The organism is Methylococcus capsulatus (genome assembly GCF_036864975.1).
In the GTDB taxonomy this organism is placed as follows: domain Bacteria; phylum Pseudomonadota; class Gammaproteobacteria; order Methylococcales; family Methylococcaceae; genus Methylococcus.
Genome location: NZ_CP104311.1, coordinates 1,271,161 through 1,294,118, shown reverse-complemented (window position 1 = coordinate 1,294,118; position 22,958 = coordinate 1,271,161). Strand labels below are relative to the sequence as shown.

Genomic DNA, 22,958 nt, shown 5'->3' with positions numbered 1-22,958 from the left:
TCCATGAAAAGGAAAGATCAGTTCGGCACTATCATCCGCGCCCGCTTCCAATATCCGAAATAATCAAACTGCAGTGGTGCGGTATCGTTATAAAGGTACATCGCCATCGACCAATAGTGTGGAGACGAGGCATTTGGAACGAGGGTGGCACCAACCGCATTGGCGACTAGTGTCCCATTGATCCACGCCTTGAAATAACCTTGCCCACCTTTCGCAATGGGACGGTCATCAAGATAGGCATCGATAACTATATTGATATCCTGCTGCGGCAGCAATCCTGTTATTATCCCAAGCCGCTCGTGCTTGAGCTCCGGCCCTATACTGCCGTCGATATGTATCGCCAATCGCTGGCTGTTGGCCGGATCGGTGTCGACTACCATGCCAATCGATGGAGGGAAATCGTCCGGCTTTATCTGCCAAATAAGCCCTGGATGGCTGTCGCGAGGCATAAATGTCCAGGGCTTGGTCAAATCGGACCCTCCGAATCGTACACACAGGTCCCAGACGAACCTTTGCCTGGAGGGAACATAGTAGCTGTTCATCTGGGATCTAAGAGCTCCCTCTACCACACCATCACCGGCTTTATAGCCGACAGCCGTGTAGCCATCGATCTTGAACACCCGTCCCGGGATACCGGCATCGGTGACGGTCCAGCCATTGATGACCTTGGCTTGGCCCGCCGCGGCATCCCAATAATTGATCGTATCGAAGTCGGCGATACCTATGGTCGGATTGACGAAAGGGACCGATCCGCCAAAGTCGAAAGTGCGTGGCTTGCCGCTCAGGTCGATGCGCTGGGTCTGGCTGCCGACGATGATGTCGTACGGATCGGAAGCCACAAAAACCGAACCGGTGATGGTGGCACCCGCCTCCGGTGTGGGTGTCGGAGTCGGCGAAGAAACCGGGGTCGGCGTGGGAGTCGGTGTTGGCGTCGCCGTTGGAGTCGGAGTCGGTTTAGCCTTGGATCTCTGAGCTTTGACTTTCGCTGCCGTGGCAGCTTGCAGCGACGAAGCCAGCACGATGAATACGAAGACACCGGCGACGCGCCGAAAAACGTGGCGACGCGACGATGAGACACTGCCCGATAACAACAAGTCTGGATTCCCGCCCATGCTACCCCCCTTATTTAGGTCCTGATGACTTTCGCCCGTATATACGGGCCTCGGCGACCCGATCGGCGGACCAGTCGCCGTATTTTCCAAGTTAGATGCAATTAAACCGCCAAAAATCCGGCCGTCCCTAGCCGCCTGCCGCCGGCCGGTTGGCAAGGATACTCCGGTAAACGGCATCGAGCTGGCATAACACGCTCGGAATTGCATAGTAGTTCAGCACGCGGCGAAATGCACTTTCGCGCAGCCTCCGGCGTAGCGCGGCATCCTGCAGAACCAGGACCAGCGCCTCGGCCAACGCTTCCACGTCACCCGGAGGCACCAGCAGACCGCATTCTCCGTCGGCGAGGAGTTCGGGAATGCCTCCGACCGAAGTGGCCACGACTGGGACACCGCCCGCCATCGCTTCCAAAATGCAAACGGGCAGCCCTTCGAAGTAGGAGGGAAGGGCCAGCACCCGGGCCGCCGACAATTCGGCGTCCTTCTCGGCATCCTTGATCCAGCCCGGCAGCTTAATGGCATCGGAGACTCCCAGGTCCACCGCAAGCCGCCTGACGGCCTCCATTTCGCCGTCGCCGGCAAGCGTGAACACGGTGTCCGGGACACGTTTCAGCACGACGGGAATGGCCCGAACCAGATCGAAGACGCCTTTCTTCTCGCGCAAACGCCCCAGGAACAGCACCTCCGGCCGCCCCGACTCGCGTTCCTCCGGCAGGGCATCGTGAACGGCCACCGGATTGCCTATGACCCGAATGCTCGCCCGCGGCTCGATAACCAGCAGCACCTTGGACCAGGCTTCGGTGAGGGCGATCACGGAGGCGGCACGTCGCAGCGTCCTCCGTACCCACCATTTCGCCGCGGGGCCGCACTCGCTGTCATAGAACACGCCGAATTCGCCGCTGTGGACGTGGAAAACATAGGGGATGCCGAACAGGTCCGCCAACGCGCAAAGCACCGACTTTCGCCAAAAACTGCCGCGCGAAGCGCTATGGGCATGCACGATGACCAGACGGCGCGCCAAGAGCCAGCCCAGCAACCGCCCTCCCGCCACCGCCATGACACGAAGCTGGGTTAGAAGGCCGGGCCCCTCATACGAGCACAGACGCTCGATTTTCCAGCGGGAGACGAAATCCGGTTGGAGACAGTCCTCGATCACCGCAGCAATGCCGCCAGTCGTCCCCGGCCCGATCACCAAAACTTTGCGCATGGTTCGTCTTTCCTCGAGGACCCCTTCATGCGGCCAGAAAACGTGACAACAACCTTGCACCGCGCGGACTCCAGTTCGACATGAGTGCCGCTTCGTCGGCGCTCAAAGGCTTCGCCACGAGCGTCACCACCGCGCCGAGGAGCAGACAGACCGCAACGCTCGTCGGCATATCGAAGCGGACCAGCGGGCCTGACCAGACCAGTACGCCGGCCCCCACACCATACCAGGCAGCCAGACGAAGCATCCCACCCCAAGCCAATTTGAATGGGTATCCCCGCCGCCGCAGGGCAAGGATGATGCCGAAATTGAAAAAAGTTTCCGAGGCTATGACGAGCATGATCAGTTCGGTCAAGTTTCCGCCCGAGGTCAAGAGGAGCACCGCCATGACCGGCACTGCGAGCAGCCACACCCCCCAGCGGACATACAGGTCGGTGGCCAGCACCGCATTGCAGGACAACTCGACCACCCTGCGCAGTATCGTCAGAGCAGTGCCGACCAGCATCAGCGCAATGACGGGACCCGCCTCCCGGAAACGCTCTCCGCCCAGGAGCGCGGCTCCCATCCCGCCGAAGGCGATGAAATAAAGGATGACCGGCATGAGCAGGACCATGGACGATTTGAACCAGCCCCCTACCCGCACCATGAAACCGCCGAAGTCCCGGCGCCGGCTGAAAAAGGCGATCAAAGCGGGCTGAATGACGCTGCGCAGGAGATCGGTCGGCAGATAACGGCGCACCTGATCGGAAAAATTGGTGCTGAAACCGAAAACCGCGGCCGCTTCAGCCCCAAGGATGCGGGCGACGATGAGGGTCAGCATCTGCGAGCCGTAAGCGAAGGCGAGGAGGTAACTGATGTAGGTATTGACCGCCAGCTTGAGAAGCTGCTTCCGGCCCGGCGGCGTCCAATCCCCCGAAGACGCCACCCGGTAACGCAGTGACCACATCTCATACAGCAGGAGCAAGGCGCCCAATCCCGTACTCCCAGAGGACGCCATCAGTTCGTAGTGCACGGCATCCAAGGCGGTGATCTCACGCCCTGCAAACCAGTCGGATGCCAGCAGAGCGGCCAGCGTTCCCGAACGAACCACCTGAGCCGCCTGGGCGGCACCCTGGCGCATCAAGGTACCGAGCATCTGCTCGCGATAGAGGCGTCCGAATCCCTCCACGGCCAGGACGGCGCCGGCAAGGGACAATACCGGCGCCGCCGCCTCCATCCGCAGCAGTGCCGCGACTGATTCGGCATGGAAGAACAAAACGGCGCCCGCACAGAAATAGAAGGCCATTTGCAGCCCGGCGAGCCGACCGATGATGCCTACGATCGCCCTCCCCTCGGCATGCAGACGGTACTCGGGAAGTATCCTGGCAGCCACCCAATCCAACCCCGGCGTCGAGAGCGCAAGCCCCGTTTCCATGGTCGCCAGCGCGGCCATGTAGGTCCCGTAGGACTCTAGCGGCAGAACCCGGGCCGCCAGCGCGAACGCCGAAAATGTGAGCAGCGCGGAAACGGCCCGGCCCGAGAGGTAAGCAAATGCGCTACGCCGGAGCGCGGCGGCACCGTAAGGGTTGCCGGAATCGCTCATCGCGCTTCGCCTGCGGCCAACTGCCGGTATTTTCCGGCGAGGTTCCGCGCGATCACCTCGTAACTACGCAAAGCCGGTATCGCCCGCCGTCCGGCCTCGCCCATGCGACGCGCGGCCGCGGGGTCCCGCAGCAATTGCAATATGCCAGCAGCGAAGCCTTCAGGCGTCAGCGGCACGCAAATCCCCCCACCGGTTTCGCCGATCAGATAGGCCTGATCGGGAAGGTCGTTGGCAACCACGGGAACGCCCCAGGCCATGTATTCAATGACCTTGGTGGGCGAAGCCACTTCCAGAGAAGGCGTACGCGCGCAAGGCGACAGTCCGATCTCGGCATTCCGCAAATAACGGCGCGCCTTCTCTCCCGGCAACCAGCCCGTGAACAGGACGTGGTCCTGCAAGCCGAGTTGTCCCACCAAACCGTCGAACCAGAGCCTTTCGATCTCCTCCTCGGCATCCCCCACGCATACCAGCAAGGCTGTGGGGAACTCGTCGCGCACGGCGGCCATCGCTTCGAGCATGACCTCCGAACGCCGCGCCCGTTCCAACGCCCCTAAATAGACGATGACCCGCCGGCCCGCCAAGCGCGGGTCGTCCGCCGGAGGGATGTCCTCGATCCGGTCGGGAATCGTAGCCCCCATTGGCACCGGCGTCATGCGCGCAGCCGGCAGACCGTGGCTCGCCAGCAGCGTCCGCATCGCATCGCTCTGCACGAAAATATGATCCGCCGCTGGCAGGACTCGGCGATACAACAACCAGGCGGAAAGACGCCCGCGCAGCCGGAACAGCAGGCGCCGGCCGGCTCCGACCAGCCTGGAAGGATCGGGCGACCCGCGCTCCGACCAGTATTCCGGAAAAGGAAACGACATCCAATAATAGAACGGCTTTCGCCACAGCCGGGCAGCCCAAAGACCGATCAGTGCTCCGACGATCCGGTCCCGGACCTGAACCGCGGCATAATCGGCACGCGCCAGCCGGAACAAGTCCAGTGCAAGCATCAGCCGCGCCCAGATCCGGCCCCATCGGCTGCGGGCGGTCCGCGTGAACACCCCGCCCGCCTCCCAGGCATGTTCGCCGACCTCGCCTTCCTGTAAGGCGACGACGTCCGAGTACACACCGAATTTGGGCAGATAGCGGCCGAACAGGGTCGCCACGTCGACCCGGAAGGTGGGAAACGGCTCACGCGTGAGATAGAGCAGTCTGATGTTCATGGCGTGGCAAAGCGTTCTCGGGGGACGGTTTCGTCCGGTCCGCCCGAACCAGCCAGGCGAGATAACCCAAAGTGAAGGCGAACAACAGCTCGTGGCTCGGACTGTTCATGAGGCTGTTCGAATACCATAGCGAAAACGCGTTGGCGGCAAGGCAGACCCTCAACGCGATCAGCCGGCCGCGTTCAGCTCCGTCCCCGCAGCGGGAAAGCAGCCTGCCCGCGGCGAGCCAGGCGGTGGCGAGCACGCCCAGAAACAGAGCGGTACCGACAACGCCCGAGTCCCAAAGCAGAGTGGATGCCGTATTCAGGTTGATGGCCATGCCGGGGTATTTCCGGTTGAGGTGTCCTTCCACCAGCGCGCCGCTCCCCGCATAGGAGGCACCCATTCCATGCCCGAACAGGGTTTCGACCGGATTGTGCAGCCCATGTTCATGGAACCAGAAGGTGAGGACGGTGGTGCGGTTGAGGCTGGCCTTGTTGCCGTAGTAGCCCGCCGAACCGAAATTGTAGTCGATCGTGTTCTGTACCATCTGTTCCGGCGACTTCCCCTGGATGGTAAACACCGAGAAATACAGCCAGGCCAGAGCGACCGTCAAAAGCGCCCCGGCCGTCAAGGCCGCTGCGGCAACCGCGGGATTGCGGCGGATTTCCCGCGAAAACACCAGGAGGAACATCATAGGGAGCAGCACCAAGGCAATCTTGGTTTCTCCCAGGAACAACGGCACGCCGAGCTCGACCACCAATACCGATGTCCACAGGGCTGACAAAACCTGCTCCCGCCATGCGGTCAGCAGATAGGCCAGGCAGACGACCAGGAACATAACCATGGTTCCGTTTTCTCCTCCGCCTTCGAAATTCGGCTCGAAAGTCCCCGCCACGATGTCGATGGGAACGATGCCGCCCCCCAGCCCCACCCGAAGCGGCACCAGAACGATCCTTTCGTAAAGTGCGACCGGCAATTGCAGGATTGCGGCGAACAGAAGAAACCCACTCCAAGCGCGGAAATGGCGCCGCCACACCGGCGTTACCGGAGCCGTCGCCAGCACCACGGCGAGTCCCAGCATCTGGTAGGAGCGCTTGACGCCGGCCATAATTTCCAATATAGGTCCTTGGCCCAGCAGCGACGTGCCTGCCGATAATGCCACCAGCGCCAGGAACAGCACGAGGAAGCCGGGCAGCCGGACCCGTGCCCGCCAGCGCCCCAGCAACAGCGGGAACAGGCCGGCCGCCAGCAGAAAAAAGCCCAGCATGGACAAGGCCCAGGAAATCTTGGTCATGCGGGGAAACATCAAGAGCACAGCCCCGTTGACCACCAGCGTGCCGGCCAGCAACAGCCAGACCGCGACATCGATCCGGGACATAAGAAAGATGCTCAGCAGACCGCCCACGAAAACGGCGAGAACGATGGGCTGGCTGATCGAGGCAAGCCAGCCCGCAAGAACGGCAACGGCCGTCACGAGACCGATTTCCCAAGGCCGGTAACCGGGCATCGTCTCCCGCAAGCCCTGGGGTACGCCGGAACGCCAGCGCATGCCAGGCGGCGTCATGAGGTCAGGACCGCGCCCAGCACCTCGACGCCCGCGCCGGAAAGCTGGTCCGTGAGTGCCGCGGCATCGCCGAGGCGGGTCGCATCGCGCCGGACCACGATGATGCAGCCCGCGGCGCGCGTCGCCACGATTCGGGCATCGGCGCTCTCCAGCGCCGGCGGCGTATTCAGCAGCACGATGTCGTATTGCTCCGCGGCGGCATCCAGAAGTCGAATGAAAGACGCCCGGCTCAGCAATTCCTGGGGATTGGGTGGCGGCGCACCGGCCGGCAGCACGCTCAGATCGCCGAGGGCCGGAATGCCGCTGGTCGCCTTCTCCGGACTGTGGCGCCCGGCCAGGACACCCGACAAGCCAGGGTCGCCGCGCAACTTGAACAGACGGTGCAGCTCCGGCTCCCGCAGGTTCGTATCAATCAGCAAGGTCCGCTCCCCCAACTGGGAAAACGCCACGGCGAGATTCGCCGCCAACCGGCCGCACCCTTCACCCGGCCGCCCCGACGTCAGGGCGAGCAGCCGCCGGTGGCCATCGAACCAGCGCAGCATGAGGATGCTGCGAAGGTCCCGCAGCGCCTCGCCTTCCGGCCCCGGCGGACAGAAGGCCGCGATCAGTTCCGCATCGACGCTGGTATCCGAGTCGGGCAGGCAAGGATGCGCGAACTGGCGCGCCAGAGCCTGACGCAGATCGTCCTCGCTGATCAGTCCCAGACGCAGCGCCGCTTCGCCAAACCTCAGCCCATCCTCCCTCTGCTTTACTCCGATGGCCTCGATGTCCTTTTCCGAGAGCTTCCCGGCATGCAGCAGGAGCTGTCCCAACTGGACATCGCTGCGAGGCAACGCCGGGCCTTCGGATGAAGGGGGATTTTTCATGGCATTCGTCGCGGAAGGTCCTTGTCATCCCTGGAGGGCGGACGGAACGGCAAGCCGGAAGAAGCGCGGCCGCACCGTCCTTTCCGGAGGCATTTCGGCCAGGAGGGGGAGGCCCAGCTCGTCGATGACATCTTCCGCAGAACGGATACGCCTGTCCTTGAACTCGAACAGCAGGACGAACGCCAGCCCCAGCCCGCTGCCCAGGATGACTGACAGCGCCAGATTCAGTGCCACCTTCGGTTTGCTGGGCTTGAGCGGGGGCACGGCCGGCGACAGGACGACGATGTTGGTCCCCTCCAGCCGGCTCTCCAACTGCAACTGACTCGCCCGCTGCAACGCGGCATCATAGACCCGCTGGGCATTCTCCACCTCCCGTTGGAGCACGCTCAGTTTGTCCTGCTCGGCACCCCGTTCGAGTATGCGTTTCCGCTGTTCGGCCACGGCACGTTCAAGGTCGGCCACGCGCTGACGGGCGAGTTCGGCGGCGCGCTCGATGGCGCCCGTGGCGTTTGCCACCTCGGCGGCAAGCTTTTTCCGCAGACTGGCGGCCTCGGCCGCCACGGCGCGACGCTGCGGATGGTTCCAGTCATAGCGCGAACCGACTTCGGCGAGCCGGGCCTCGGCGCGCGTCAGCTCGGCCTTCAACGCCTGTAAGGCCGGGTTCTGCAACAGATCGGGAAGTGCGTCCACCCCGCCACGCGCCGTTGCCTCCCTCATCTGCCGGACCCGCGCCTCACCGTCGTACATCTGGCCCTTCGCCGCCGCAAGCTGGGCGGACAGATCGGACAAGTGAGCAGTTTCCACGTCCAGCTTGTCGCCGGCGGCGAGCACGCCATGCGCGACCTGGTAGCTGGACAGTTCGGCCTGCGCTTTTTCCAGCGCGCTCCGCAACGCCAGGACCTGCTCGTCGAACCAGGCCGCTTGGCGCTTCACCGGCTCCAGCTTGAGTTCGACATTGGCACGGATGCTGGTCTGGGCAAAGGCGTTCGCCACGTCGGTGGCGAACGAGGGATCGGACGCGGCGAAAGAAATCGTGATGACGTCGCTTTCCCGCGACGGCGAAACATCCAGGTCTTCCAGCAGCTTGTCCGCCGCCCAATCCCGGAATACCGCGCAAGCGCCCGTCTTCCTAGCGACTTGTTCGAAGCGGTCGCGGTAAGCGGGAACCTCCGAGAGCTTCAGCGCATCCGCGACGCGTGCCGCCACGGCGTGGCTGCCGATGATGTCCACCTGGGTCGCGAGGTAACCGGCCATGAGATCGGACGGAAACGCCGAGCCGGTCAGCGGATCGCCACCCTTGTAATCGATCACGACGGTGGTCGATGCGGTGTAGGTTTTTGACATCGCGACACTGGCCACCAGCGTGGTCAGTACGGTCACGGCCAGCGTCCAACCGAAAACCCGCCAGCGCGCGAGAAAAATCAGGATGAGCCGGTTGGCGCTCATGGATCAGAACCACCGCTCGCGCAAATACAGCACGTCATCCGGCTGCAGGACATAAGAACCGTCCACCGATGTTTCTTGCTCCACTCCGTTGGCGTCGCGCCGCTTGACGATCGGCGCGGGCCAGGTGTCGGTCCCCCGGGGCGTCAGTCCACCGGCCGCGGAAATCGCCTGACTGACCGTCATGCCGCGCTGGAGCCGATAGGCGCCAGGCCGCTGAACCTCCCCGTAGACATAAAACTGCGGCGCCTTTGGAACGAAGAGGGTATCGCCGGCCGCCACCTCGGGATTCTGGCTGGGATCACCGTCGAACAAAGCCTTGAGATCGATGACCCGCTTCTCGCCGCTGGCACGCAGCAAGGTGGCGGTATCGCCCGCATCGACGGTCGTCACACCCCCGGCAGCGGCCAGCATGTCCATCACCCGGCTCTGTTTCTCGATCGGGTACTTGCCGGGATTCTTGACCTGCCCCATCACCGCGACCTCCCTGGCCTTGAACTGGGAGACCACCACGGTGACATGCGGATCACTGAGGTACCCCCCCTCGCGCAACTTGCCGGCGATGCGCCCTTCCGCTTCGGCGGCGGTCAAATCGCCGATGGCAATGGGACCGGTGAGCGGAAACGTGATGTTCCCCGTCTGGCTGATCCGGGTTTCCATGGCCAGCTCGGGATAGTTGAACACACTGATCCTCACCACATCGCCCGGCCCGAGCCGGTAGTCCCCTGCCCCGGATAAAGGCGCATCGCCTGCCACGCCCCCCCAGCCGGCCATCAGTCCGAGGGCCAAGACAATGCAGGACAAAGCCGCGTTCACGGCGGAACGAATCTTCCGGGACATCCCGATTCTCCTGTCTGTCAGATTGCACGTCCGGCGAATCGATCGGCCTCTGCCTGTCAATAGGCATTCTTTTGCTTCAAGACCACACCCACCGTCTTCAACAAAATCCACAGGTCCAGCCATAGCGACCAGTTGCGCAGGTACTCCAGATCGTAGCGAATCCGCTCCGCCATCTTCTCGACCGTCTCGGTCTCGCCCCGCAGGCCGTTGACCTGCGCCCATCCGGTGATGCCTGGCTTCACTTTGTGGCGCACCATGTACCCCTTGATCAGCCCACGGTAAAGCTCGTTGTGCGCAACCGCATGGGGGCGCGGTCCCACCAGACTCATGGTGCCCTGCAGCACGTTCAGGAACTGGGGCAATTCGTCCAAAGAAGTCTTTCGCAGGAACGCTCCCAAGGGCGTCACCCGGGCATCCCCCTGTTTCGCCTGGATCACGGTGCCGCCATCCTCGCAAACCGTCATGCTGCGGAACTTGTAGACGAAAATCGGCTCGCCGTCCTCGCCGTAACGCCGCTGCTTGAACAACACCGGCCCCGGCGACGACAGCCGTATCGCCAGAGCGATCACCAGCATGACCGGCGCCAGCAACACCAGCGCCACCGTGGCTCCCACGATGTCCATCAGACGCTTGCTCAAACCCCGTATCCCGATGAAAGGCGATTCGCAGACCGCCATCACCGGAATGCCGGCCAGCGTGTCCCAGCGCGCCTGAAGCAGGTCCGTCATGAACAGATCGGGAACGAAATACACCGAGACCGTCGAATCCTTCAGGTTGTCCAGCAATTCGAGAATCCGCGGCTGGCGGGCGATGGGCAAGGTGATGTAGACCGCATGCACCTCATGTTGCCGGAGAAACGCGGGCAAATCGGCGGTACGCCCCAGCACCGGCAGGTCACCGGGGTCCGCGGTGCGGTCCGCCGGCCGGTCCTCGAAAAACCCGAGGACGTCCGTGCGCAGGAAAGTGTGGTTCCGGATCGCCTCGGCCAGTTTCACTCCCATCTCCGTCACCCCGACGATCACCGCTTTGCGATGAGCACCATACCGACGGAAATAGATCCTGACCATCGGCCCGACCGCAAGCTGCCCGAACAGCAGGATGAATGGCGTAGCGCCGGCCCATGCCAAAAAGCCGGGCTCGTCCAGGAAATCTTCGATACCTGCAATATAAGTCAGCAACGCGACCAAGGCCAGGGTAACAAGCCATCGGGCCAGGGTGTCGAACGCCGTCTCGAAAAAAGAGCGTGCGGTCAGCCTGTCGTTCAACCGCGTCACCTTGAAGGTGTAGGAGACGATGATGAACACCAGAAAAAACATTAGGATGTTCGCTCCCTCCAGCGGATACTCTTCGAATCTCAAGCTTGCCAGGAATACCCCGGAAGCGACCACTGGCGCGAACAGCGTCTTGAGCAGAAAAACCAGAGGGCTTTCAAATACCGAAGGAGCACCGGTCTGATTCATAAGTTATTACCCCCATATCGCATTTTACTACAACAGAAATAGCTTCGCCGGTGCTCATGCGGCACCCATAAAATCCATTTATGCTCCAGAGTGCAACCTATTGGAACCGCAAAACACGAACCTGACAAACCCTCTGGCCACCTGTCACCCGCCTTACTCCCTTGTAGATGTGATTTTATGGCCGTGGCGCCAGCGCCAAAGGAGCCCCAAGCAACCCTTGATTTTCCTGGCGGCGCGCTTTGCCTTGCCAACAATCAAACCGGGCAGGTTAAGGCCTATCTCGATCCATAAAAATGGGATTGGATCGGCCAACCAATACCTCAGCATGGCCACGTCCTGAGCATTCATCTGCCATGGAGTAAACACTTTCAGTAAAAAGGAATAAGGGGAGCTGAATGTTTTCATTGCCGCCACGGGGCATTCATTACCGGCTTGATCGATCCCGAGCCCAACAAAATTGACCCCTGCCACCATGGCAAAATCCATGTTGTACCAGAATCTTGGATTGCACTCAATCAGATAAACTCTTTTCCCATTCACCGCCAGCCTGGCATCGAAACAAATCACTCCGTCAAAATTGAGGTGACGCGCCACCGTTTGCGCCAGTTCGGAAAGGAAATCGTGCTCAATAAAACAGATACCACGCTTTCGCTTATACACAACCTGGTGTTTGCATACCCCTTCGACACAAAACAAACTGATACAAACGTCCTCTCCTTCCACAAACTCCTGGAGAAGAATGGGACTGTAGTCGATTTTACCCAGATCCATATCGGCCGACAGGCCTTCAAGCTTTACGACACCCTCACTGCCATAACCGTCGACAGGCTTCGCGATCAATGGAAAATGAAGCTGGCCGGAATCATACATCGATCTCAGCTCAGCAGGATCGGCAAGCAGCACACTGGACGGATGAGGCATACCCAAATCCAGACAAAGGTCAACGAACTTACCTTTGTCGTTCAGGGTATCAAAAACTGAAGGGGGTGGAACAGGGAAGCATTTAGAATGCAGACGATCTCTAATCTGCCCAAGCAGCCTGGTAGTATCACCACAACCTGGAATGACATAATCTATGTCCAAAATGGAACTCAGGCTATTGATTATATCAACCAACTCCGAAGAATTTTCCTCCCCGAAGTCGCGAGGATACAAGACGAAGTCTTTACAATATCGGGACCAGGCCAAGAATTTCGCCCGCCCACTTCCAAGGATGAAAACGGATGCGCCAGCCTGGGCGGCGCACCGCAGCACACGGTACTGAAATGGCGTGTTAGACGCCATCAGCAGTAACGAAGGTTTCTTGATGCTCGACGGACTTCCAACGACTCCGGACTCGATACACATAATCAGCGGCTCCTGTCAGGATTAAAACCTTAACGCGACACCCAGAGCGACACCGTCGTACTCGTAGTTGAAAAACACCCGGTTCACCTTTCTTTTTTCATACCGGTACGTCAGAAAAACATCAATATACTCCACCGGCCTGTAGGTGATACCGGCCTGAGCCGCAAAAAAATCGTCGACGCGGCGCGATACCAGAGCATCGGAAGAATTAGCACTGCTATCCCCGACGTAATCCCGGCTTTCCCAGGAAAATTCGCTTGCAACTTCGACTTTTCGGCTCGCCCCCCATTTCGACGACAACTTGACGCCGTTGCCGACGAAATAGCTCGACGCGACATCCTGGTAAGCTTCGAGATTTTGCCAGCCAGAAATCTTTACGCTCGTTTTGTCCGTCGGCAACCACTCCACGCCCATGCGCCAAATACAACCGGAGTAGTCAAACCAAGGCGCCTGAGCGAAGGTCTGGGCGAGATACCCTATATATCCATCGAAACGGGTCTTGGCGGAAAACACATAACCGCCAACAAACTTCACAGCGTTGAGATCATACTCGTCGAAGCTGAATTTAGCCGGGCTTCTCTGTGGATAAAACCCTGCTCCATGACGATACTCGATTCCTGCCGAATTCCCGGCGGCGTTCTGGTAGACGACCTCCACCGTCTCGCTCAGTTCCTGGACGTCGTTCTGCCTCCGGTTGCGCACGCTGTGGCTGATTTCGTCCCACCGCACCCCGACTCCGGCCCGCCAGTCCGGGGAAAACTGATATTTCGCCTTTCCGAAATAAGCCATGTTGGTCAACATGTCCTTGCGCGGGATGACGTAGTTTCCGAATGCGTTCAGATACTGCTGATATTCGGCGCCGACCTGGGTCGACCAAGCCATGGAAACATCCCATATCCAGGACACGTCATTGAGGGTGGATAGATTCTGCAGCGCCGTGTTCCGGACGAAAATATTGTCATCAACGCCAAGATTCATGTTCACTCGATGAGGCCCGGAATACCAGTTCACCTTGGCGCCTGCCGAAATGCGGTTGATGAAATCGGATTTGCTGCCGCCTTTGGCCACGTTATCGATCAACGTGTTCGCTTCGGCGGCGGTGAGACTCGAAGGAAGGCGGAACACGTTGGTGTCGTAGGCAAAGGTATTGGATACGAACGGTTGGAACCAATCGGTCTTGTCCGCCAATGCCCAGGCCGGCCCTGTCACGCAAGCGAGCAAGCATCGCAGGAGCAGCGGGAAGGCGCTAGCCGGGACGGGAACCATTTACGGAAATGTCCTTTGGAAAGAAGACCGTCCATTCGAGCGAAAAAGCGCACGGCCGAAATCGCGACGGGCGCCCTCATGGCCAGGCCCCGTCGATACGGAAAAAGGGGCCACCCCAGCGCTGGCGAGACACTTCACGTACGCCGGGGTATGATAATAAAGTTAAATTACCGGAACCATTGCCATCGACGGCCAAACTTGCGCCAAAGCCCTCGATGCGAAGAGACTAATGCCTTTGCTCCGCGCTGGAACGAACCTTAGCTGAGATCATGGCCAAGAGCACATCGCCATCGCGCCCACGCACCGTGGCCGAGGCGGTCGATAGACTCCTCGAAGAATTCGACGAGCAGCAGAAGGCCGAAGTGGCCTTGACCTTCAAGACCGCGCTTTACCTTCTGCACTTCAGCCTCGGCAGCCACATACGCAAAACCTTCGGTCTGTGGGCGCCGGACAGCGCCTTGCGACGCGACTGCGGGCGTGCCCTCGGACGCGACGACCTGCCGCCGGACGAAGCATCCGACGTCATCGTCGAAGCGTTTTGGGAACGACTGCAGCCATACCGGGACCGCCAAGCCTGACGAACCGGCATCAGACCGGCGGCCGAAACTGGTACAGCCAGGTTTCGGTGAGGGCGTCGCCATTGCCCTGGATATAGAGGCGCAGCTCGACTGGAGCGGTTCCGTCGGGGATCAGATCGAAAATCGCCCGCCAGCGGCGGGTATTGGGAATCGGCTCGATGAAAGCCCCCTGAATCGCCCCGCGGGAAGCCGTGACCACCGGAGATGCCTTCACGGTGTCGCCCCACAGCGGCTCCAGCGCCGCGCCGGCGAATTCCACCACGAACTTGTAGACTCCGCGAGGCCGGGGCTTGCCAGGCTGGCCGCCCCGACCGATGCGGGTCGCGACGCAGCGGGCAACGGCAGCCGGATAAGGTTCGTCGGCCAACCAGTGCAAGCGATACCGCAAACGGTAAGATGAACCGGCCTTGGGCGCCGCTGCAGGACGCCAGTAAACGCCGATGTTGTCGTGGATCTCGTCGTCCGTGGGCAGTTCGACCAGTTGCACCGCCCCTTCTCCCCAGCCGCCCAGCGGCTCGACCCACAGGCTGGGCCGGCGCTCGTAGTTCACGCCGTCGAGATAATTCTCGAACATCCGGTCACGCTGGAGCAGACCGAATCCCTTGGGGTCGTGATCGACGAAGCTCGATGTCACCGGGTATGGCTGATTGATCAGCGGCCGCCAGATGCGTTCGCCGGCCCCGGTCCAGATGGCCAGGCCGTCCGAATCATGGACTTCGGGCCGCCAGTCCTCCAGCCTCCGCTTCTCCGATTCGCTGAACCAATACATCGAGGTCAATGGGGCAAGGCCCAGTCGCTTGACACCCCGGCGCATGAACACCGCCGCCTCGACCTCTTGCACCACACCCTCTTTCCGCCAGGTGAGGAAGCGGTATGCCCCGGTGACGCTGGGGCCATCCAGCAACGCGCAGATGACGACCGGATCGGTTTCTGCCGTGGCGCCTTCGATGTAGAACTCGGTGAAATCGGGGAATTCTTCCGGCGTCGGCTCAGCCGCGTCGATGACGACACCGCGCGCCGACAGGCCATACTGGTTAAGCGCGCCGATGGCACGGAAATAGGATGCCCCCAGGTAGGCGATCCAGTCCTGCGTGCGCCAGTCGGAGCGGGTTCGTGCCTCTTGCAGACGGAAGCCGGCAAATCCCGATCGTTCCGGCATTTGCCGGGCAGGACTGTCACCCGGCATGTCGAAGTACTCGGCACTGTAGTAGATCTGGCGCGATTTCCCGTCCTCGACGGCGTGGATCTTGACGGGTTTTTGGAAAAACTGGCCGAGGTGGAAGAACGTGACCGGATAGACGGACGGTCCTTCGGCGAACAATGCGTCCTCGCTCCGGAAACGGATCTGGCCCCAGGCTTCGTAGTCCAGTTTGCGAACGACCTCGGAGACCACCGGCGGTGGAGAATAGGGGCGGAAAGCGAGCGCTTCCGCCCGCCTAACCAGCATTTCGTAACTGAAGGGCAGGGGTGGGCTGAACTTGAGCCCTTTCGGCTCTGCCCAGCTCCGCCCCATGCCCCCCACAAACGGAGCGGTCAGCCCGAGCGTCGCGCCCAGGCGCAGGAAATCGCGTCGACTCGTCTTTCCGATCATGCGTAACTCATCCCTACGGAAGAAAATAGAAGGCGATGGCGAGGATGACGTAAACCGCCAACAGGTTAACCCCCTCCATCCAATTCGACTCGCCATCCATCGCGATCAAGACCACCGCCGCGACCGCGATCGCGACGGCGACGACTTCGAAGGTGGAAAACACCAGATCCATCGGCTGCCCCATCACATAGCCCGCGAACACCAGCAGCGGAGCAACGAACAAAGCGATCTGAATGCTGGAGCCGATGGCGATGTTCATCGCCAGATCCATGTGGTTCTTGGCCGCCATCATGACCGCCGTGCTGTGCTCCGCCGCGTTGCCGACAATGGCGACGAGGATCACGCCGATGAAGACGTTGGTCATGCCCAGGTCGTGCGCCGCATGCTCCACCGCCCCCACCAGCAGCTCGCTCATCCAGGCGACGAGCGCGGTGGCGACCAGCAGGATCAGCAACGATTTGCGCATACTCCAGGCCCCTACGCCTAGCGCCTCGTCGGTTTCTTCCGGGGACTCACCGACGTACAGATGACGGTGGGTGCGCAGGGTGAACACCAAGCTGAGGATGTAGGTGACGAACAACACCAGGGCGATTTCCAGGCTCAGTTCCCGTTCATGAGGCTCCGGATGCCCCTGGACGACCAGATGGAAAATCGCGGGCACCACCAGAGCGATCGCGCTGAGCGCGGCCAGCGTGACGCCGAGGCCGGCGGCGGTACGGTTGAAATATTGGGTTTCATGCTTCAGCCCGCCGACCACCACGCTGGCACCGAGCACGAGCAGGATGTTGCCGATGATCGAGCCGGTGATCGATGCCTTGACCACATCAATCAGACCCGCCCGCAGCGCGACGAAGCCGATGATCAGTTCCGCCGCATTGCCGAACGAAGCATTGAGCAGCCCCCCCAGCCCCGAGCCGAGATGTTCGGCGAGATATTCGGTGGCCTTCCCCATCTGGCCCGCCAAGGGAACGATCGCGAGCGCGGACGCCGCGAAAATCCATACCGGGTCCGCATGGACCCACTCCAGTACGATGCTGACCGGCACAAAAACCAGCAGCAATGCCATGTAATCGACTTCGAATATCCCGACTCGCATACCTTCCAGCTTCGACCTTCTTGAACAATCCGCCCGTCATTGGACCTGGCGCTCGACGCCAAATGATCCCACAAAACGGAGGGCTTGCCGCAAGAACATCTCGGGCGGTAAGGAGCGGGGAACTGCAGCCGCAGGCGACGGCAATCAGCGGGAGCGCTGGTAAGTCCCGATCAGCGTGGCCTGGCCGAGCACGTGCCCAGCCATGGCCTGCTCGAGTTTCGCCTTGTCCGGCCGGTGCAGATCGGGCAAGACGGTATCCAGCGCATACAGTTTGTGGAAATAGCGGTGGCGGCCGATCGGCGGGCAGGGACCGCCGTAGCCGGTGCGCTTCCAGTCGTTCAGGCCCTGCAGCGTTCCGGCGGGCAGCGACTGGACGGCCTCGGGCAAGCCCGGCACTGCCGGGGGCAAGTTGTATAGCACCCAGTGGACCCATGTCATTCGGGGGGCTTTGGGATCGGGGGCATCGGGGTCATCGACAATGAGCACCAGACTGCGGGTTCCAGCTGGCAACCCCGACCAACTGAGAGGCGGCGAAATGTCGTCGCCGTCGCAGGTGTATTTTCGCGGTATCCTGCCGTCCGGCGGGAAAGCGTCCGAAGTGATGATCAAAGCCATGGCCGTGTCTCCCCCTGCCGCTTCGGCGGCCGCACTTCCGGTCCAGACCAGCGGGAGATGGATGAGCAGCGCGAGCATCCCACTGCGGAAAACACAACGCTTCATTTTCACTCCCCCGCTTGGAACGATTCCAAGAGCCGATCTTCCCATTACAAGGGCGACGGATTCAAGGCGGTTGCGCCCGAACTCACTCCACCCGTGAGATGCCCGACGCCCGTCCGCTCTGCTGCGGCGACCAGTAGCCCCAGTCCGCTCCGCGCCAGCGGGCAGGAATCAGGTCCCAATACAACAACGCGCAGCGGAACACGGAATGGCAGGTCTTGCGCCAAAGTCCGCTATCCAGTCGGCGATGGTCGCGGGCATAGACCGGCAGCGAAGGTTCGAACCGGATCCGGTAGCCCGCCCGCTTGATCCGCCAGATCAGTTCCGAGTCTTCGTTGCACACCAGCTCCGGATCGAAGCCGCCCACCGCGATCAGCGCATCCTTCCGGACCAGCATGTTGGACCCGGTGGCCGCGGGAATTCCCAGCCAGTGTGAACATTGCTGACCATAGCCGAACCAGCGGTAATACGCCGCGAAACGGTCGCGCGACAGTTTCGGCCCGTAGACCACGGCCGCGTCCATCACCCCCTCCAGGGCATCGAAATAACCTTCCGGAAACACGATATCCGCATCGGTGAACAGCAGCCACTCGGTAGAGGCCAGCTCTGCACCCAGTTGTCGCGCCTGGGTGATCGTGCTCCTGCGCCGCAACACCTGCGTCCGGACGGGACGCACCCGCGGGATGATATCCGGCGTCTCGTCATCACTGGCATCGACGACGATCAGATGCACCGCTTGGGGCAACGACGCCAGAAACGCTTCGATATTGCCGGCCTCGTTGCGGGTGGGTAGAACGATGGTGATGGATTCCAGATTCATGGCTCGCCCTCTTGGTATAATTAGTTTCCAAAATCACGAAAAGACCCAAACTCCATTGGATAACATACCGATGTTACGAAACGGCCGACTTCGACGGCGGGCTTTGTGTGCCCACTCCCCTGACCTATAATTCGCCTCCAGATTAACGTAAAACACCGCGAAGCGTCTCTTTGTCCCCTTGCGGGAGAGGGCGGGGGTAAGGGGAGCGCTCATTGCGAGCAGCCGCGCTCGTGCGATACGTCGCTGTGTCGCGCACCCTTCGGGCGCAAAGCATGCGCGACTGCCGGGAGCGAAGTTGAACCTGCGGAAGCATGGCTGGAGGGCTGGTCCCAAAGGCGGGATCCGTCAATCGGCGTTCCTGGCGCATCGTCATCATCCAGGGCGGCTGCTCGCCATGATCGTTAAACCGTGTCGTTCAACCGTAGGAAGCATTAAAGTGAGCAACTCTTTCATTTTTACTTCGGAATCCGTCTCCGAAGGTCACCCCGACAAGATCGCGGACCAGGTTTCCGATGCAGTGCTGGATGCGATCCTGGCGCAGGATCCCAAGGCGCGCGTCGCCGTGGAAACCCTCGTGAAGACCGGCATGGTCGTACTCGCCGGCGAAGTCACCACGTCCGCATGGGTGGACACCGAGGAACTGGTGCGCAAGGTCGTGCACGAAATCGGCTATGACAACCCCGAGATCGGCTTCGACTGGCAGAGCTGCGCCGTCCTGACCGCCATCGGCAAGCAATCGCCCGACATCGCCATGGGTGTCGACGAATTCGACAGCCACGAACAGGGAGCGGGTGACCAGGGCCTGATGTTCGGCTACGCCACCAACGAGACCGACGTGCTGATGCCAGCACCGATCACCTATGCCCACCGCCTGGTACAGCGCCAGTCCGAAGTCCGCAAACACAAGGTACTGCCCTGGCTGCGGCCGGACGCCAAGAGCCAGGTCACTTTCCGCTATGAGGACGGCAAGCCAGTGGCGGTCGATGCCGTGGTGCTCTCGACCCAGCATGCGCCAGACGTGGCGCAGAAGGACATCCGCGAAGCGGTCATGGAAGAAATCATCTACCATGTCCTGCCGAGGGAGTGGCTGCACAAGGACACCAAGTATTTCATCAACCCGACCGGCAGCTTCGTCATCGGCGGCCCCGTAGGCGACTGCGGCCTGACCGGACGCAAGATCATCGTCGACACCTATGGCGGCATGGCCCGCCACGGCGGCGGCGCCTTCAGCGGGAAGGATCCGTCCAAGGTCGACCGTTCCGCCGCCTACATGGGCCGCTACGTCGCCAAGAACATCGTGGCCGCCGGCCTGGCCGACCGCTGCGAGATCCAGGTGTCTTATGCCATCGGCGTGGCCGAACCGACCTCGATCAGCATCGAGACCTTCGGCACCGGCAGAATTGCCGAGGAGACGCTGGTCAAACTGGTGCGCGAACACTTCGACCTGCGTCCGAAGGGCCTGATCACCATGCTGGACCTGTTACGGCCGATCTACCGTCCGACCGCCGCCTACGGCCACTTCGGCCGCACCGAAGGCACTTTTACCTGGGAACGGACGGACAAAGCCGAACTGCTGCGCGAGGCGGCCGGCCTGCCGATCGCCTGATTCAGATCCAAAGATTTGAGCCGCCGGCTTTCGGCGGCATTGTCCGCGCCGAGGAGCGCTGCGACGGCCCAGCGAGAGGCCGCCAGGCTCGGCAGGGACAATCGGTTTCCCAACGGCGCTCTGTTTATCTCCACCGGCCGCGGCGGCCGACGGGTAATCAGAGCCGTAGCGCCGGTGGAGAACTGATGAAGAGGTATTTATTGATATGAACGCTGTAGCCAACGCCGCATTCGACGACTATAAGGTCGCCGATCTCTCCCTGGCCGGTTGGGGCCGCAAGGAAATCGCCATCGCTGAGACTGAAATGCCGGGCCTCATGGCGATCCGCGAGGAATACCGGGCCACCCAGCCGCTCAAGGGCGCCCGCATCGCCGGCTCCCTCCACATGACCATCCAGACCGCGGTGCTGATCGAGACCCTGGTCGCGCTGGGCGCGGAGGTCCGCTGGGCCTCCTGCAACATCTTCTCGACTCAGGACCATGCCGCCGCCGCGATCGCCGCCGAAGGCATCCCCGTGTTCGCTTACAAAGGCGAGAGCCTGGAAGAGTACTGGGAATACACCCACCGTATCCTGGAATGGCCGGGCGACGTGGGACCCAACATGATTCTGGACGACGGCGGCGACGCCACCCTGCTGGTGACCTTGGGCGCCCGCGCCGAGCAAGATGCCTCGCTCATCGCCAACCCGACCTGCGAGGAGGAACAGGTGCTGTTCGCCGCCATCAGGAAGAGGCTGGCAGCCAAGCCGGGCTGGTACTCCAAGATCCAGGTAGGCATCAAGGGGGTCACCGAAGAAACCACCACGGGCGTACATCGCCTGTATGAGATGCAGGCCAAGGGACGCCTGCCGTTCCCGGCTATCAACGTCAATGACTCGGTAACCAAGTCCAAGTTCGACAACCTGTACGGTTGCCGCGAATCTCTGGTGGATGGCATCAAGCGCGCCACCGACGTGATGATCGCCGGCAAGATCGCCGTGGTGCTGGGCTACGGCGACGTGGGCAAGGGTTGCGCCCAGTCCCTGCGCGGCCTCGGCGCCACCGTATGGATCACCGAGATCGATCCGATCTGCGCTCTGCAGGCGGCGATGGAAGGCTATCGGGTCGTGACCATGGACGATGCCTGCGACAAGGCCGACATCTTCGTCACCGCCACGGGCAACGTGGGCGTTATCACCCACGACCACATGGTGAAAATGAAGGACCAGGCCATCGTCTGTAACATCGGCCACTTCGACTCAGAAATCGAGGTCGCGAGCCTGAAGCAGTACACCTGGGAGAACATCAAGCCACAGGTGGATCACATCATCTTCCCCTCAGGCCGCCGCATCATCTTGCTGGCGGAGGGCCGGCTGGTGAACCTCGGCTGCGCTACAGGACATCCGTCCTTCGTGATGTCCAACTCCTTCACCAACCAGACGCTGGCCCAAATCGAACTGTTCTGTCATGGCGGGAAATACAGGAACGAAGTGTATGTATTACCCAAGCATCTGGACGAGAAGGTGGCACGGCTGCATCTGAAGAAGATCGGGGCGGCGCTGACGGTGCTGAGTCCGGAACAGGCCGCCTATATCGGCGTGCCGGTGGAAGGCCCCTACAAGCCGGACCATTATCGTTACTGACGAGGCAATGGCCTTGCCTCCGGAGCCTCCCCGGCTCCGGAGGCCGGCCTTTCGAGCCTGCCCCATCCGACGGCCTGCCTCGTGCAGGATTTCGTTTTTCTTCAACATGAAAGCCGCAGCAATCTTGCTCACTCTCTCCCCTGGGAGAGGGCCGGGGTGAGAGGGAGTGCAATGAAGACTCAACTGAAATATCCACGGGAACTCAGCTTCGAATTCTTTCCGCCAAAAACCCAAGATGCGGCGGAGAACCTGCGCCGCACGCTCAATATGCTCGCGCCGCTCAAGCCGCGGTTCTGCTCCGTGACCTTCGGCGCCGGCGGCTCGACACGTGAGAAGACTTTCGAAACGGCGCTGGAGATTCAGCACACCACTGGCATCGAGTGTGCGCCACACCTGTCCTGCATCGCCTCTACCCGCCAGAGCATCCGCGAAATCCTAGAAGCCTACCGCTCGCACGGAATCCGCCACATCGTGGCACTGCGGGGAGACACGCCCTCCGGCATGCTGTCGGCGGGCGAATTCCGGCACGCCAATGAACTGGTGGAATTCATCCGCGCCGAAACGGGGAATCATTTCCACATCGAAGTGGCCTGCTACCCGGAAGTCCACCCGCAGGCAGCCAGCGCCGAGAGCGACCTGAAGAATTTCAAGCGCAAGGTGGAAGCCGGCGCCGACAGCGCCATCACCCAGTATTTCTACAATCCGGAAGCCTATTTCCGGTTCGTCGACGACTGCGAACGGCTCGGCATCGGTATTCCGATCGTGCCAGGCATCATGCCGATCACCAATTATTCCCAATTGGCGCGGTTTTCCGACCTCTGCGGCGCAGATATTCCACGCTGGATCCGCAAACGGCTGGAAGCCTACGGCGACGATCGCAAAGCGATCCGGGCCTTCGGCTTGGAGGTGGTGACGGAACTGTGCCGGCGACTGCTGGAACAGGGGGCTCCTGGCCTGCATTTTTACACGCTGAATCGGGCCGAGGCCTGCCTCGAAATCTGGAAAGCGCTGGGCTTGGCCTGAGCAGACAGGCGACCCCGGTAGGCGCTCCCGGATCG

General features: G+C 61.4%; 19 protein-coding genes and 1 riboswitch. Of the genes, 4 read left to right on the top strand and 15 right to left on the bottom strand.

The window, feature by feature from the left end; translation table 11 throughout:
• Positions 1 to 17: 17 nt before the first annotated feature.
• From N4J17_RS06320 to N4J17_RS06270, 11 genes are all read right to left on the bottom strand, one after another.
• A complete protein-coding gene (locus N4J17_RS06320; protein ID WP_198323215.1) occupies positions 18 to 1,112 on the bottom strand; it encodes a hypothetical protein in 1,095 nt (364 codons plus the stop codon).
• 127 nt (positions 1,113 to 1,239) lie between these two features.
• The gene (locus N4J17_RS06315; RefSeq protein ID WP_198323216.1) at positions 1,240 to 2,316 is read right to left on the bottom strand and encodes a glycosyltransferase family 4 protein; all 1,077 of its coding nucleotides are present in this window, start codon (positions 2,314 to 2,316) and stop codon (positions 1,240 to 1,242) included.
• Positions 2,317 to 2,341: 25 nt separating this feature from the next.
• Entirely contained in the window at positions 2,342 to 3,895 is a 1,554-nt protein-coding gene (locus tag N4J17_RS06310) for a lipopolysaccharide biosynthesis protein (protein ID WP_198323217.1), read from the bottom strand.
• Entirely contained in the window at positions 3,892 to 5,103 is a 1,212-nt protein-coding gene (locus N4J17_RS06305; RefSeq protein WP_198323218.1) for a glycosyltransferase, read from the bottom strand. The genes N4J17_RS06310 and N4J17_RS06305 overlap by 4 nt, the downstream gene beginning before the upstream one ends.
• Complete coding sequence (locus tag N4J17_RS06300) at positions 5,072 to 6,649, bottom strand: hypothetical protein (protein WP_232470510.1); 1,578 nt, start codon at positions 6,647 to 6,649, stop codon at positions 5,072 to 5,074. The genes N4J17_RS06305 and N4J17_RS06300 overlap by 32 nt, the downstream gene beginning before the upstream one ends.
• The gene (gene epsG / locus N4J17_RS06295) at positions 6,646 to 7,515 is read right to left on the bottom strand and encodes a chain length determinant protein tyrosine kinase EpsG (RefSeq protein WP_198323219.1); all 870 of its coding nucleotides are present in this window, start codon (positions 7,513 to 7,515) and stop codon (positions 6,646 to 6,648) included. The genes N4J17_RS06300 and epsG overlap by 4 nt, the downstream gene beginning before the upstream one ends.
• 24 nt (positions 7,516 to 7,539) lie before the next feature.
• On the bottom strand, positions 7,540 to 8,961 hold the full coding sequence (epsF, locus tag N4J17_RS06290; protein WP_198323220.1) for a chain length determinant protein EpsF: 1,422 nt from the start codon (positions 8,959 to 8,961) through the stop codon (positions 7,540 to 7,542).
• A gap of 3 nt (positions 8,962 to 8,964) precedes the next feature.
• Complete coding sequence (gene epsE / locus N4J17_RS06285) at positions 8,965 to 9,798, bottom strand: polysaccharide export protein EpsE (protein WP_198323221.1); 834 nt, start codon at positions 9,796 to 9,798, stop codon at positions 8,965 to 8,967.
• Between the two features lie 56 nt (positions 9,799 to 9,854).
• A complete protein-coding gene (locus N4J17_RS06280; RefSeq protein WP_232470511.1) occupies positions 9,855 to 11,258 on the bottom strand; it encodes an undecaprenyl-phosphate glucose phosphotransferase in 1,404 nt (467 codons plus the stop codon).
• A gap of 153 nt (positions 11,259 to 11,411) precedes the next feature.
• Positions 11,412 to 12,605: an ATP-grasp domain-containing protein gene (locus tag N4J17_RS06275; protein WP_198323222.1), complete on the bottom strand. Its 1,194-nt coding sequence runs from the start codon at positions 12,603 to 12,605 to the stop codon at positions 11,412 to 11,414.
• 21 nt (positions 12,606 to 12,626) lie between these two features.
• Complete coding sequence (locus N4J17_RS06270) at positions 12,627 to 13,871, bottom strand: outer membrane beta-barrel protein (protein WP_198323223.1); 1,245 nt, start codon at positions 13,869 to 13,871, stop codon at positions 12,627 to 12,629.
• A 269-nt stretch (positions 13,872 to 14,140) separates the two neighbouring features.
• On the opposite strand from N4J17_RS06270, the gene N4J17_RS06265 reads away from it, so the two are divergent.
• A complete protein-coding gene (locus tag N4J17_RS06265; RefSeq protein ID WP_198323224.1) occupies positions 14,141 to 14,449 on the top strand; it encodes a DUF6794 domain-containing protein in 309 nt (102 codons plus the stop codon).
• A 10-nt stretch (positions 14,450 to 14,459) separates the two neighbouring features.
• Here N4J17_RS06265 and N4J17_RS06260 read toward each other — a convergent pair whose 3' ends face one another.
• The 4 genes from N4J17_RS06260 to N4J17_RS06245 form a co-directional block, all read right to left on the bottom strand.
• Complete coding sequence (locus tag N4J17_RS06260; protein WP_232470513.1) at positions 14,460 to 16,040, bottom strand: glucan biosynthesis protein; 1,581 nt, start codon at positions 16,038 to 16,040, stop codon at positions 14,460 to 14,462.
• A gap of 13 nt (positions 16,041 to 16,053) precedes the next feature.
• A complete protein-coding gene (gene cax, locus N4J17_RS06255; RefSeq protein WP_198323225.1) occupies positions 16,054 to 17,136 on the bottom strand; it encodes a calcium/proton exchanger in 1,083 nt (360 codons plus the stop codon).
• Between the two features lie 144 nt (positions 17,137 to 17,280).
• Positions 17,281 to 17,751, bottom strand: a complete 471-nt coding sequence (locus N4J17_RS06250; protein WP_232470522.1) for a YbhB/YbcL family Raf kinase inhibitor-like protein — start codon at positions 17,749 to 17,751, stop codon at positions 17,281 to 17,283.
• 187 nt (positions 17,752 to 17,938) lie between these two features.
• Complete coding sequence (locus N4J17_RS06245) at positions 17,939 to 18,673, bottom strand: glycosyltransferase (RefSeq protein ID WP_198323227.1); 735 nt, start codon at positions 18,671 to 18,673, stop codon at positions 17,939 to 17,941.
• Between the two features lie 436 nt (positions 18,674 to 19,109).
• Here N4J17_RS06245 and metK point away from each other — a divergent pair, with 436 nt between their 5' ends.
• The 3 genes from metK (at position 19,110) to metF (ending at position 22,923) form a co-directional block, all read left to right on the top strand.
• A complete protein-coding gene (gene metK / locus N4J17_RS06240; RefSeq protein ID WP_277458406.1) occupies positions 19,110 to 20,279 on the top strand; it encodes a methionine adenosyltransferase in 1,170 nt (389 codons plus the stop codon).
• A 44-nt stretch (positions 20,280 to 20,323) separates the two neighbouring features.
• A riboswitch (S-adenosyl-L-homocysteine riboswitch) is annotated at positions 20,324 to 20,407 on the top strand.
• 77 nt (positions 20,408 to 20,484) lie between these two features.
• A complete protein-coding gene (ahcY, locus tag N4J17_RS06235; RefSeq protein ID WP_198323229.1) occupies positions 20,485 to 21,900 on the top strand; it encodes an adenosylhomocysteinase in 1,416 nt (471 codons plus the stop codon).
• A gap of 171 nt (positions 21,901 to 22,071) precedes the next feature.
• Positions 22,072 to 22,923, top strand: coding sequence for a methylenetetrahydrofolate reductase [NAD(P)H] (gene metF / locus N4J17_RS06230; protein ID WP_198323230.1), 852 nt, complete (start codon positions 22,072 to 22,074; stop codon positions 22,921 to 22,923).
• Positions 22,924 to 22,958: the final 35 nt, after the last annotated feature.

What these genes read in the sequence shown, in the direction of transcription:
- epsF (WP_198323220.1), bottom strand. Translation starts at nt 8,961, where the DNA reads ATGAGCGCCAACCGGCTCATCCTGATTTTTCTCGCGCGCTGGCGGGTT.
- cax (WP_198323225.1), bottom strand. Translation starts at nt 17,136, where the DNA reads ATGCGAGTCGGGATATTCGAAGTCGATTACATGGCATTGCTGCTGGTT.
- ahcY (WP_198323229.1), top strand. Translation starts at nt 20,485, where the DNA reads ATGAACGCTGTAGCCAACGCCGCATTCGACGACTATAAGGTCGCCGAT.
- N4J17_RS06250 (WP_232470522.1), bottom strand. Translation starts at nt 17,751, where the DNA reads ATGGCTTTGATCATCACTTCGGACGCTTTCCCGCCGGACGGCAGGATA.
- N4J17_RS06280 (WP_232470511.1), bottom strand. Translation starts at nt 11,258, where the DNA reads ATGAATCAGACCGGTGCTCCTTCGGTATTTGAAAGCCCTCTGGTTTTT.
- N4J17_RS06265 (WP_198323224.1), top strand. Translation starts at nt 14,141, where the DNA reads ATGGCCAAGAGCACATCGCCATCGCGCCCACGCACCGTGGCCGAGGCG.
- N4J17_RS06275 (WP_198323222.1), bottom strand. Translation starts at nt 12,605, where the DNA reads ATGTGTATCGAGTCCGGAGTCGTTGGAAGTCCGTCGAGCATCAAGAAA.
- N4J17_RS06260 (WP_232470513.1), bottom strand. Translation starts at nt 16,040, where the DNA reads ATGATCGGAAAGACGAGTCGACGCGATTTCCTGCGCCTGGGCGCGACG.
- N4J17_RS06270 (WP_198323223.1), bottom strand. Translation starts at nt 13,871, where the DNA reads ATGGTTCCCGTCCCGGCTAGCGCCTTCCCGCTGCTCCTGCGATGCTTG.
- N4J17_RS06315 (WP_198323216.1), bottom strand. Translation starts at nt 2,316, where the DNA reads ATGCGCAAAGTTTTGGTGATCGGGCCGGGGACGACTGGCGGCATTGCT.
- N4J17_RS06305 (WP_198323218.1), bottom strand. Translation starts at nt 5,103, where the DNA reads ATGAACATCAGACTGCTCTATCTCACGCGTGAGCCGTTTCCCACCTTC.
- metF (WP_198323230.1), top strand. Translation starts at nt 22,072, where the DNA reads ATGAAGACTCAACTGAAATATCCACGGGAACTCAGCTTCGAATTCTTT.
- N4J17_RS06320 (WP_198323215.1), bottom strand. Translation starts at nt 1,112, where the DNA reads ATGGGCGGGAATCCAGACTTGTTGTTATCGGGCAGTGTCTCATCGTCG.
- epsE (WP_198323221.1), bottom strand. Translation starts at nt 9,798, where the DNA reads ATGTCCCGGAAGATTCGTTCCGCCGTGAACGCGGCTTTGTCCTGCATT.
- N4J17_RS06310 (WP_198323217.1), bottom strand. Translation starts at nt 3,895, where the DNA reads ATGAGCGATTCCGGCAACCCTTACGGTGCCGCCGCGCTCCGGCGTAGC.
- N4J17_RS06245 (WP_198323227.1), bottom strand. Translation starts at nt 18,673, where the DNA reads ATGAATCTGGAATCCATCACCATCGTTCTACCCACCCGCAACGAGGCC.
- N4J17_RS06300 (WP_232470510.1), bottom strand. Translation starts at nt 6,649, where the DNA reads ATGACGCCGCCTGGCATGCGCTGGCGTTCCGGCGTACCCCAGGGCTTG.
- epsG (WP_198323219.1), bottom strand. Translation starts at nt 7,515, where the DNA reads ATGAAAAATCCCCCTTCATCCGAAGGCCCGGCGTTGCCTCGCAGCGAT.